Genomic DNA, 11,501 nt, shown 5'->3' on the forward strand with positions numbered 1-11,501 from the left:
CACGTGGTGGTAGGCCAGCTCACACGTGGATCGCCGCGCCACCATCAATGGTCAGCGTCTCGCCCTGTACCAGATCGGCTAGCGGACTGGCGAGGAACAACACCGCGTTGGCTACATCTTCAGCAGCCAACACCCGTTCCCCCATCATACTCTTGCGGCTGCGGCCAGCGAACATGCGTTCCGCGTCGGGAAGACGCCGCGTGCTGTCGGTTTCCACCAGTCCGGCTCGCACGGCGTTGACGTTGACATTCAAGTGGCCCACGTCCAGCGTTAAATGCCGAACCAAACTTTCCAAAGCGGCTTTCGAGGCGCCGATTAAACCGTACGACGGCAAGGCCATCATCGAACCGTGGCTGCTGATCGCCACCACCTTGCCGCGTCCCGGACCTTGTTGCAGCAGCGGCAGGCTCTTTTGGACGAGATAGATCAGCGGTCGCACGTTGGTGTGCATGGCGGCATCGAAGTGTCGCGAATCGGCGTCCAGCAGCGAGCGAAAACCACCGGTCGCCGCATTGCTGACCACAATGTTCAAACGCCCGAAAGATTGTTCGATAAAGCCCAACATCTCTTCGACATCTTCAACTTCGCTGACGTCCGCTTTGACCACCGCAACGCGACGGCCAAGGCAGTCAATCTGTTCGGCGACTCGCATCGCCGCACTCTGGCTGGTGACATAATTCAAGACGATGTCCGCACCGGCCGCTGCCAGCTTCAAAGCGCAGGCTTGTCCAATACCTCGCGAACTGCCGGTTACCAAAGCCACTTGTCCAGTTAGATCAATCATGAGTAGTGCTGCAATTCAGGTGGGGCGAGTGAGTAATGGGGGGTGTGATCTGCTGGCCGAAAAGGTCGGCTGCGACGCGCAAGAGCTAGTCGACAGCGAGTGGCCAAAGAGCGGCTTTCCAGGTGAGTTTCAAAATCATGGTGAGGGCTGTCGCCTTTCCTCTTACCGTTTGTTGCCAGGCGGAATCGCAGCGGCTGAAAGCTGGTCTCCGCCGAGACTTTAAAGGCGGCTTCTTTGAGCGAGAACCAATCGCGGGCCGTCGCCCAGGCGGTGCCGTCTGCATCGTGCATGCCAGCCGTGGGTGCACCAAGCTCTCGTAATCGTCGCAGCTCGTCGGTCCCAAACCACAAAGGACTGGCGGTGAAATTTGCTGTCCTCGCGTTGTCCAGACAACTATCGCTCCCCGAGTGCCGCGTGGTTGAGACATCAATGCCCACCGGTGCTTCGTACGGTGTGGTCCAGACAGCGACCGCTTGCCAATCATCGTGGCTGATCGAAAGCTGACCGGCGATCAGGCGGCGTCGCAGCCAGACTCGTGGAGAAACACCTCGACCATCGCGGTTCCAAGAGAGGATTACCAGCTCTCGCATGTCAGCACCCGCGCATGCCGTGCTCAGCAGCAGACGTTTTGCCGCCAGCCGACCAGCCAGGAAAGTGGCGCGGCGTTGCGGCGAGCGAAATCCATGATACCTTTCGCGCTCCCAAGCATGCAGGCAATCGGCGTCGGCGGGAGTGACGTCGGCAATCGCCACCCAGTCCCAAGCCAAAGTGTTTAATGTCAACCTGTGCGAAGTCGATCCACAAGCAGGCAAGTTGGGCAATGGCACGTCGCGCGAAGCTGAACCGCGAAAATCGAGACCGCGATAATATGGACCGCGGGGCGTGTCGATACGTGAGCTGTTGGGGCTGGTCGTGACGTGCATCATCGCTGCGAGCCCATTGCTTTGTTGGCGTGGGCGACGATCGAAGCCCGATAGCCGAGGGCTCGTACGTACAGCGTGCCCTGATCGTCCAGCAACACAAAATCGAAACTTGCTTGTGTTTGCTCGAGCGAGCGATTGATCACCCGCAGCCATAACGTTTGGCCAACCGGACAAGGTCTCAGCAAGTCCAAACGGTCGATCCCCAGTGGTACCGAAACGGCCCCTTCGTCACTGACGAACAACTGGATTCCGGCGGCAAACAGGCAAGCGTCCAGCACCGCCGGTGAGCTGACCCAAGCTTGATCGCTGCGTTGTTCCCCGGCAACTTGCCGCGTGGGGGGAACCTTGATGGTGGCCACCGCCGCTCTATCGCCAATCGCGATCTGTTGCACCATGCGGAAGATGGGTCCGTGATAGAGCACCAAATCGTCGCGGATCGCCACCGGACGCAGATGTTCAATCTCAGCCGCCGCGATCGGTCGCGTCAGTTCGCGGAGATCAGCCCCGCCCAATTCAGCCCCGCCCAATTCGCACGTCTCGCCACGCTGGCGAGCAGTAAGCTGGGCGGTGAAATGCAAGCGTGGTTTGGGGGATGCTTGACCGGCCGCGTTGCGGAAATAGCTTTGCAGGGAAGCTTGCCAACCCTGATCGCGAGCGGCCAGCTCCACTTGCCCGCTGACCGGTTGATCGTTGGGAAATCGCAAGGGCCCGTGGACTTCGAGGTTGGTCAGGGTCCATGCTGGCTGTTGGCTGGTGGGCGCATTTTGGCTGTTGGGCGAATGACTGCCGAGCGTTTTGCTGGCCGCCTGCAACATCCCTTCGATCCCCATCACCAACGGCATCAGCGGCCGATCTTTGAAACGATGTTGGACCAAGAACGGATCGCTATCCGGAAACAGCGGCATGTTGTAGCGGTGTTCTCCGGAGGGGGCGGGTTCCGCGGAGGGAGTAACCAGTTCCACTGGCTGGTCACTGATCGATTTATCTTCGATGAGTTTATTGCCGATCCGTCCATTGTTGAGCTGCTCATTGTTTAGCTGCTCAGGTGAGGCTTGTTGACCCATCCGCTGCAAATGGGCGGGGGTGGTGATCAAGACTTCGGCATCGGGCAGCCCGTGGGAGAGTTCTTCGATCACGCGATCGACTCCCTCGGTGATGCTCATGTAAGTCATCCCCAGTTTCTCTTTCAACTGGCGAGTTTCGGGTCGCACCGCCATCCCGACGCCGTCCCACGAGTGCCAAGCGAAGGTGGTCGCCAGCAACTGGGGGCGTTCGTTCCGCAACTGATACGTTCTTTTCGCCACGGCATCATTTGCTAGGCAGTAATCGATTTGCCCCAAGCTGCCCAGCCGCCCGCTGATCGAACCAAAAGCGATCATGTGCTGGAGTGGTGCCGTCGATAATGCTTGCAACAAGCTGTTATAAGCATCCAATTTGATCGCCAACGTACGGCGAACATCGGCAGCGGTTTTTTTCAATACATCGGCTGATTTTTCGTAGCCGGCGCCATGCAGCAGACCGCTGATCCGCACTCCAGTCGCGTTGATTTGGGCCACGGTGGCGTTAATGTTTTCCGCCGATACCAGATCGCAGCAGTAGTACTGGGCTGCGACTCCGGCGGCCGCAAACCGTTGTAAGTTCTCGGCCACGTCTGCGGCGGCAAGCAGACGTTGCCAGGCACGAATCGGCGGTTCGCGACGGGGATTCTGAATGTTTTGTTGGATGACTTGGCGCTTGATTTTGGCGCGTCCCGCTTCGTCCAGACCGAACCAGTTGGCGGGCACCAAGTTGAGATCGGACGAACCAAGGATGTGCAGGCGCAAGCCGAAGCGACGAGCGATCCCCAGGGCCACTTCGCAAGTGATCCCGCGACCGCCGCCGGTTACCAACCAATCGCCGCGGGGCTGAGCTGGGCTGTTGGGTTGAGTTGGGTGATTGGGCTGAGGGGTTGGCAGTTCGGCGAGCCGATAGACCAAGCGTCGAGCCGACGCGGCATCGGTAGCCAACGTCGATTCTAAAACTTTGTCGCGCCGCAGCAGTGCGTTCAACAAGTTGTTCACTTGCGACGCCGTGGGGTCGCCGTACTCAGTATCGAGCGCGTGACAGAGGGCGCTTGTAAAGCCGCGGTGGTGCAGTTCAACGACCATCGATTTGACCAAGCCGGCCATCGCAGCCAGCGAGGCGGGGGTCTGAAATTGACCGGCAAAACCAAAGTCGCCACCCAGTTGCGTTAACGTTCCAAACACTACGGGCAACTCGCGATCGGCGTGACGATCCAGGTGACCCATCCAAGCTTGCAGCAATAACAACAAACGATCGGGAGCGGTCGCCAAGTCGCCGCAGCGGTCAGGCGGAATCGCCAAAAAAGCATCGATGGTGCCGTCGAGGGCAAAGCGGTCGAGCGACGTGCGCATCGAATCGAGTTGATCATCACAATCGACAAAACAGCAATCAGCACCTCGCGTTCGCAGCTCGGCCGCGATCGCCGCACACCAGGTCGAATCGCCCCACAGGAAGACCCGCCGCAGAAGTTGCGAAGGGGCCGTGTCGTTCAGCCCGCTGCTGCCCGACGTGTCGCTTGCCCAGCGGAGTGCATAGCGGCCAGTGACGCGTCGGCTGCCGTCCGAGTTGTCAACTCGAGCTGACTGCTGGGGTGGATCCTGAGCTGCTTGCTCAACTGCTTGCTGAGTTATTTGCTGAACGGATTGCAAGAGCCGATCTTGGGCGACCAATTGTTGAAAACGTCCGGCGTCGGTGATCACCACTTCGGGCTCACGCGAGCCGCTGGTGAGTTCTTCGATCAAGTGGTCGATGCCTTCGGTGGCTGGCATCAAAGCGATCCCGCGGCCTTGCAGCGAAGCCAGCACTTCGGGACGCATCGCCATCCCCACATCGCCCCAAGCGGTCCAGTGCAGACAGACATAGCGACGACCAGGATGTTGCCCCATCAGCTGGCCCATCCGTCGAGCCATGGCGTCGTTGGCGAGGGCGTAATCGGTTTGTCCGACGCTGCCGAAGCGTCCCGCCGTGGAGCCAAAGCAAACGAAATGTTTGATGGGATCATGCTCGCTGGCCGCCACTAAGGCATCCAAGCCGCCCAACTTTACCGCCAGCGTTCGTTGCACATCGTCGAGTTGTTTGCGAGTGAACCGCGCCGATCGTTCGAACCCGGCGCCATGGATGATGCCATGAATGGGGCGACCATGCTCGCGGATGGTGGCAAAGCAGGCGGCGACTGATTGGGCATCTCGCAAATCGCAAGCATGGTAGTGGACATCGACCCCGGCGGCCCGCAAACGTCGCACGTTGTGAGCGACTTCGAGCATGCTTTCGATGCGTTTCCAGGCGGAAATGGGGGGCCGTACACCGGAGCGGGCGGCCGCTTGGATGGTCTCTCGTTTTAATTGTTCGAGCCCCGCTTGATCGAGGTCCAGCCAGTCCGCCGAAATGTCGAGTTGAGTCGAGCCGAGCAAGTGTACCGCGACACCGAATTGTTTGCCCAACCGTTCGGCGGCGAGCGCCGTGACACCTCTACCACCGCCGGTCAGCACCCAGCAGCCCGCCGGATCAATCGCTCGTCCGTTGGCGATGTTTGCTGGGCTGCTTGCTGAGCTACTGTTCGCTGATGTCGCCAGCGGCTGCGGGATGATCCGTGTTTGACCGGCACTGCCGTTACTACTGAAACACCATTCAATCTGAGTCGCTGCGTTGTCGGTAGATTGCCCCCACAATTCGACCAAATGGCGGCTCAATGCGGCGGGCGACAATTGCCGGTCAACGTCCAAGGCAATGTATCGAGGAGCGGCAGCCCCTTCGGCACGAGCTTCCATGGCGAGCGCTTTCCAGAGCCCGGCGAGGCAATCGATCGCCCCTTGTTGGCTGCCTTGATGATCAGGATGGGAAACAGGCTGCGCCGCGATTGAGAGCCCGAAGTCGCCGCCCAATCGCGAGATCGCGATCAAGTCGGTCTGTTCGATCAGCCCCGCTTGTTGTCGCAACTCGAGCAGTTGCCGCACGACCTCGAACAGTTGCGTTAGCCGTTCGCTGTTGGTGGGCTCGACCAAATCGAAGACGACTCGCAGTGGGCCGGCGTTCGGTTGGGAAGCGAGCTTTGTCAGCAACTCGTCTAGACCGACTGGTTGCCAAGCGAGTTGCGTGTCGGCGGCCAGCGATTGGGCTAACTGCGTAGCCGATTCGAGTGCACCGACTACCAAGCCGGTACCGCTGAGTGGCTGTTGATTTTCCGCTCGCTCGACCGTCGTGGTGACGGGGCGAACAACAAAGCGATCGCAGACTCGACCAGCCGGCGGCTGATAGTTGGCGATGATCTGGCTATATTGAGTTAGTGTTAACCAAGTTTGGGCAGCGTCGGCAGAAGGTGTTTCTGGCTGCTGGCTCGCCGGGCGTGACTCGCTGGTGATTGGCGAGGAGGCGGCTGAGGAGGAGATCGCAGAGGTGTTTGCTGAGGAGCGGATTGCCAAGCGGACGTAGCCGTCTTGAGTGATTTTACCCGGCGCGTGGACCCACAGTTCGCCGCTGGCCGGTCGCATCACGACGCTCAATTGGTTGTCCAGTCGACAGACCGTGTTCATTGTCAGGTGGGTAACGCTGCGCCCCAGTCGGCTGTCAAACCGATCGCGGAGCGCGGAGAGCGCTTGCTGCATCGGTTCTTCGCTTGGGGTGCTGTTACGGAGCAGCGAGCCGAGTCGTTCGTTGCGTCGTTGCGAGTGGCTGGGGGTCGTTTCCAGCGGTGGCAGTAATTGGCAATGGTTGGTGGCGTACAGTTCGCTCGCTTGGCGAATCTCCATCTCCTCGCCGTCGTACTCGACGAGCGTCGCCTGAGCGGCGCGATCATCGGCCAACATCAAAGCCCAACCGCCACTGCCGCGGGGCCGCAGCCGATCACTGGTCAATAGCTCGAGCGCTGCTGATACCGAATCACAGTCGCGGAGGATTTGGCGAACCAGCACCCCATGCAGCAAACCGATTGGCGCGTCGTTGCGGCGGGGTCGATCCAGCAACATGGCGCTGCTGACCGATAGTCCAGCCACGTTCATGCCGACGATACCACCAAGTTGCCCCGCCGCCGAAAAGGTGATGTGAGCGATGCCGCAGGACGGTCGACGCCACTGCACCGTGCGGCGTCTGAAGGGTTCAATGATTAACGACAGTGGCAGGTCTTCGTTGGCACCATGCAGTGGTTGACCGGCCGCGTCGGGAACAACCAAATGGCTGCAACCTCCCAAACCGCTGAGGTCGGGATAGGCGAAGAGGTTGCAAGCGATCACCGATCGCAAATCGATGCCCGAGCCGGCGGCGATGCCGGCGAGCTCTTCCAAGTCGTCATCGCCAAACAACTGTTCGGGCGTGTCGGCTAGTTCGGAGAGGCAATGCAGTGAACCGCCCGGCCATTCAACGGCGTCGGCAATACTCTCCGCCGTCTTCCGCAATAGTTCGGCGTTGCGAAGACCGTGCTGGTATCCCATCTCGCGGGGTGAACCGACCAATTCGACAATATCGAGGTGAGTCACCGCGTCGGCGGAAAATTCGACCGCATTCCCGTGTGCTTGCTCGGCAGAACCGGCTTGCTGTTTTTCGGCTTGTGGCGTTTCGCTCTGCCGCGTTTCGGTCTGCCGCGTGGGGACGTGAATCGATGGCGGTTGGTTTTGCGAGCTGGCGGGTTGCAGCAACTCATAGGCGGCTGTCGCCAGCATCAGGGCCGCGCGACAGCCCTCGCGACGATCATCGGTGGCAACGACCAGTGGGCCTTCGCTGCCCAAAATTTGCCGGTGCAGTTTGGTTAAGACTTGGCCGGGGCCAACTTCGATAATCAAATTCACGCCATCCTCACGGAGGCGACCGATTAAATCGACGTAGCGAACCGGGGTTACCATTTGTTGGCTGAGGTTTTCCCGAAATGCTTGCGGGTCCGCTTCGTAGCGATTGGTCACGCTGCTGAGCACCGGCAACAGCGAGGGGCGCATTTGCAGCGGAGCCAGATCGGCGCTCAGTGGCGCTCGTGTCGATTGCATCAGGGGTGTGTGATACGGTCTCGGCACGGGAATCGGCATCACGCGAAAGCCTTCGCTCTCCAATAATTGCGAAACGGCGTGCAGGGCGGCCGTCTCGCCACCGATGACACTTTGCCGCGGCGCGTTATGGTTCGCCAGATAGACGCCACCCTGTTTTCGCTCGCGAATAGTTCGGCAGAGTGATTCGACGGTTTGCGCATCGGCGTCGGTGCACAGCATGGCACCTCCGGCACGACAATGATTGACCACCGCGCGGGCTCGCGCTTGACCAGCTCGCACCGCCGCTTCCCAGCTCCACACACCCGCCTGTGCCAGCGCCGCGTATTCGCCGAAACTATGCCCACCGACGATCGCCGGTGTCAGGCCGCGACGTGTTAGTTGATCGGCCAGTATCCAGTCGGCACCCAGCACCGCCATCATTGTGTGCAGCACGTCACTGCCCAGTTGATCGCTTTGCTCGCCGGAGATCGATGTCCAAGTCGGCAAACCCAATGAACGAAAGACGGTGTCGATGGCCGCCACGGTGGCTTGGGCAGAGGCATCATGTTCCAGCAGGTCAGCTAACATGCCACCATACTGCGACCCTTGCCCGGAGAACATCCAGGCCACGCGGGGGCGATCAAAGCTGACGCGCTGACAGAGGATACCGCGAGCCGCCAATTGGGCGCGGGCCGGGGGTGTTTCCACGCGAGCCGCAGCGACTTGTAATTGCTTGGCAGCTTCCTCCGCGGAAGCCACCGCCATGATCATCCGCACATCGTCGGTTGCTGCGAATTGACTGGTCCGCAGACTGTCCCAAGCCGTCTCGATCGATATCGCCAGCTGCCGACATCGCTCGGCCAACGCAGTCCAGTTTTCACCACTGAGCCGCACCACGAGTGGCGATGCAGTGGATCCTGATTGCAAGTTAATGGTTGGTCGCGAGTCAGCTGTCGGTTGCGAGCTACTCTTTGGTTGCGAGCTGGCGTTTGGCGTCGGGACCGCAACTTCCGACTCCGACTCTGCGGCGAGATGGATTTGGTAACACTGATTGCCGCCGCCATAGACGCTGATTTGTCTTGTTCCAGTTTGTCGCGGCCCGGCATGTTGCGGGGCGTGATTTTTGACCAGTTCGGCCAGCAACTCGGCCATTCCCGCGGCGCCTCCGAGGTGTCCGATTTGGGCGGCCAACGGTGAGGCTTGCTGGGGTGCTTCTTGACGTCGCACGGAGATGCCAGCGATCACGCCGCGAATGGGATTGCCATCCCGCCGCGCGTCGCTCAACCGTCGCAGCACGACCACGCCGGCTCCTTCGCCGGGCAGCAAAAAGCCTCGGCCGTCGTCGCCGCGAAGTCGGCCTTGCAGGCTGAGCCGTTCGTAATTGAACAACCCCAGCGCGCGTTGCCCGGCGGCGCAGATGATCGAATCGCAACGTTCGCGGTGCAACCAGTCGCTGGCCACATTCAGCAGCGCCGCCGCGCTGGCGTCGCCCGCGTCGACCGATGCGGCGCCCCCCATCAAGTCGAACGTTTTGGTGATTCGCGAAGCCAGCGTGCTGGTCGTGAAACTGCCTGTCTCATCCAACAGCGCAGGATTCTTGGTCACGAAGGCTTGCTCGAATTCCCCCAGCAAACGCTCGCGCAGCGGTGCCGCCAGACCGCGACGGGTCAATAATTCGCCGAGCGTGTCGAGCAGATGGGGCAGCCGTACGGCCAGCTGCAGGTTGGCGGAAAAATCGCCCAGAAAATCAGTGCCGATGATGACGGCGGCACGTTGGCGATCCCAGGCGGCCGGGCCCTGGTTGATTGAATTCGGCGTCGCAGCCGAGGTTTCAGCCGTGGTCTTGGCAGCGAGCAGGCCGGCATCGTGGATCGCCGCTTCGACGCAATCGAGCAGCATGAATTGCAGCGGATCGGCCGCTTCGATTTGTTTGGGAGGCACGCGATGACGTCGCCAATCATACTCCCAGCCTTGCAACGCTCCGCCCTGGTTGCTGATGGCGTGATAGGGGCGGCGGTGGTGTGGATCGAGTCCCAGATCGGCTCGCCAGCGGTCGTCGCCGAGGGGAGCGATTTGAGATTTTTGGCTGGCGATCAGATCGGCCAGATCTGGCAGCGAAAGGGCGCCGGGCAGCAATGCGGCGGCACCCACGATGGCGATCGAATCGTCGGAGTTAACCAGTCGTACCGAGCTGGCTGCCGGGGATGTTTGTCGTGGCACTGCGGCGGAAACTTCCGGCGGGCGACTTTGCAGCACCACATGCACATTCAGTCCGCCAATACCAAAGGCGTTCACCGCGCAGCAGCGAAGCGGGTCGATTTTGCACAACTCGTGTTGGTCGGGGGACGAGAGCTCGATCGCTTGGCCGTCGTGAGCTGTGCCAGCTAGATTGGCAGTTGCTGGAGCATCGGGCCAGAGGGTCGTTTGCCGAGCGACTTGCAGGCCCAGTTGGTCCCATTGGACTTTGGTGTTGAGTGTCTGCAAATTCACCGCTGGCGGGATGACGCCGTGCCGCATCGCCAGCACGGCTTTCAGCAAACCGGCCATCCCGGCTGTTTCCAACGTGTGCCCGACATTCCCTTTGGCGCTGCCGATCGGCAGTTTTTCACGCCCTTGTCGGAGCGGCCCGAAGACTTCATCGAGGGCCGAAAGTTCGGTCGCGTCACCGACTTGCGTGCTGGTCGCGTGGGCTTCGAGATATTGCACGGCCGTTGGTTGCAGGTCGGCCGGATAGGCGCGGCGAATCGCTTCGACTTGACCTTCCTTGCGGGGTGCCCAGAGACTTTTGCCTTTGCCATCGGAGGAGACCCCCACGCCGCGGATGACCGCCCAGATGGGATCGCCATCGCGCTCCGCAGCTGCCACCGTTTTCAGCACCAGGGCCACGTAACCTTCCGCCGCGACTAATCCATCCGCTCCATCGTCGAAGGGGCGGCTGCCGGTGGCGCTGGCCGATTTGGCTTTGCTGAATAGCACCAGGGAGTCGAGTTTGCAGTGGCTCGCTCCCCCCACGATCGCGCAATCTAACTCGCCACGTTGCAAGGCGCTGATGCCCATCGACATGGCAATCAAGCTCGAAGCGCAAGCCGCATTGACGGCCATTGCCGGACCTTCCCAGCCGAGCGCGCGGGAGACCAGCGAAGCGACATAGTGGGCATCTAAATGGGGTTCCCCGGCCGCTCCTCGCTGCGGCATGGCGGACCGCACCTCAGCGACCGTGTCGGCGATCAATTGATCGAGCGCTTGTGGGCTGAGCGACCCGTCTTGCACGCTGGGGCAATTTCGCAATAGTTCGGCTGCTTCCGCCGCAAGGGTGCCGTAGATCAATTGCCCGGAAACGACCGTGCCCCGGGTGTGTCCCACGTAGACGCCGCCCCGTCGAGTCGGCATCCGCCAGGGATCCCAGCCTGCCAACCGCACCGCTTCGCAAGCGACTTGGCAAAATGTGACGTGGGTGGGGTCGCAGGCGGCGGCCAACTCGGACGGTAAAGGGCAACGCGCGGGGTCGTGCGGCAAGGGCTCGACAATGCCGGCCAGATCGGTGTAGGTCGTCCCCATCCGCGCGCCGCTGGGGTCCAAATGCAAACGGCGATCCAAGCGATCCGCGGGCATTGGACCGATGCTGCTGCGGCCCTCGATTAAGAGGCGCCAATAGGCGTCCAAGTCGTCGGCACCGGGTAACCGGCAGGCCATTCCGACAATGGCAATTGGTGACTGTGTGGGCATAAGTGCGCGGTGCTGCCCCTCCCTTTTTCTTTGTTCTTTTGTTGTGGCCCCAACCGT

Annotated in this window: 3 protein-coding genes; all 3 read right to left on the reverse strand. The window is 61.0% G+C overall.

Annotation, left to right across the window (positions count from 1 at the left end):
- Positions 1-19: 19 nt before the first annotated feature.
- The 3 genes from SH139x_RS01845 to SH139x_RS01855 are packed head-to-tail and all read right to left on the reverse strand — an operon-like array spanning position 20 to position 11,444.
- The gene (locus SH139x_RS01845; RefSeq protein WP_488353590.1) at positions 20-784 is read right to left on the reverse strand and encodes an SDR family oxidoreductase; all 765 of its coding nucleotides are present in this window, start codon (positions 782-784) and stop codon (positions 20-22) included.
- Positions 781-1,710 carry a 4'-phosphopantetheinyl transferase family protein gene (locus SH139x_RS01850; protein ID WP_488353591.1) on the reverse strand — a complete coding sequence of 310 codons (930 nt, stop codon included), beginning with the start codon at positions 1,708-1,710 and terminating at the stop codon, positions 781-783. The genes SH139x_RS01845 and SH139x_RS01850 overlap by 4 nt, the downstream gene beginning before the upstream one ends.
- Positions 1,707-11,444 (reverse strand): C45 family autoproteolytic acyltransferase/hydrolase, encoded by a 9,738-nt coding sequence (locus SH139x_RS01855; protein WP_488353592.1) that lies wholly within the window; start codon positions 11,442-11,444, stop codon positions 1,707-1,709. The genes SH139x_RS01850 and SH139x_RS01855 overlap by 4 nt, the downstream gene beginning before the upstream one ends.
- Positions 11,445-11,501: the final 57 nt, after the last annotated feature.

Source organism: Kothea flammea (assembly GCF_052161645.1).
GTDB lineage: Bacteria > Planctomycetota > Planctomycetia > Pirellulales > Pirellulaceae > Laterigemmans.